General features: G+C 77.1%; 1 protein-coding gene. It reads left to right on the forward strand.

All coding sequences use genetic code 11. The features are described 5' to 3' along the window. The coding region (locus tag GU5_RS17225) for a hypothetical protein (protein WP_010524490.1) at positions 1 to 555 on the forward strand (555 nt) is incomplete at both ends.

The raw sequence follows: 555 nt of genomic DNA on the forward strand, positions 1-555 counted from the left end.
CCGGGACTGCCGCGGACGCTGGTCTGGGCGCTGGGCACCGGCGGGGTGCTCGGCGGGCTCTGGATCACGCTGCTGGTCGGATCCGGCGTGGCCGGCCCCCGTCCCGGCGCGGCCTGGGGGCTGGCCGTCTCCGCGGTCGCCGCAGTGCTCGCGGTGCGACGCCCTCCGCGACGGATCATGCGCCTGGACGCGGTGCATCGCCGCCGCCTGGCGGTCGTGGTCCTGCTGCTCGGCGTCGTCGGCCTGGTCCTCGCCCAGAGTGCCGCGGCGCTGCTGACGACGGCGGCTCCGCGCCTGGTGGCCGTCGCGCACGGTCCGGCCCAGCTGCTCGCGGCCGCGGCGGTCGGTGCGGCGTGCGGCATTCTGCTGGTCGAGCTGCATCGGCTGCTGGAGCCGGTCGTCCCGGCACCCCTGATGACGGGAATGCTGACGCTGGTGCCGGCGACGGTGCTGCTGGGGATGAGTCTCGGCCTGCTGGCCGGCGGCCTGCTCGGTGATCTGTTCGACGCGGCGGCCCCGGGCTGGACGCCGCTGGCCGGCGCGGTCGCGGTCGTG

It is taken from the genome of Nesterenkonia sp. F (assembly GCF_000220985.1).
Classification (GTDB): Bacteria; Actinomycetota; Actinomycetes; order Actinomycetales; family Micrococcaceae; genus Nesterenkonia.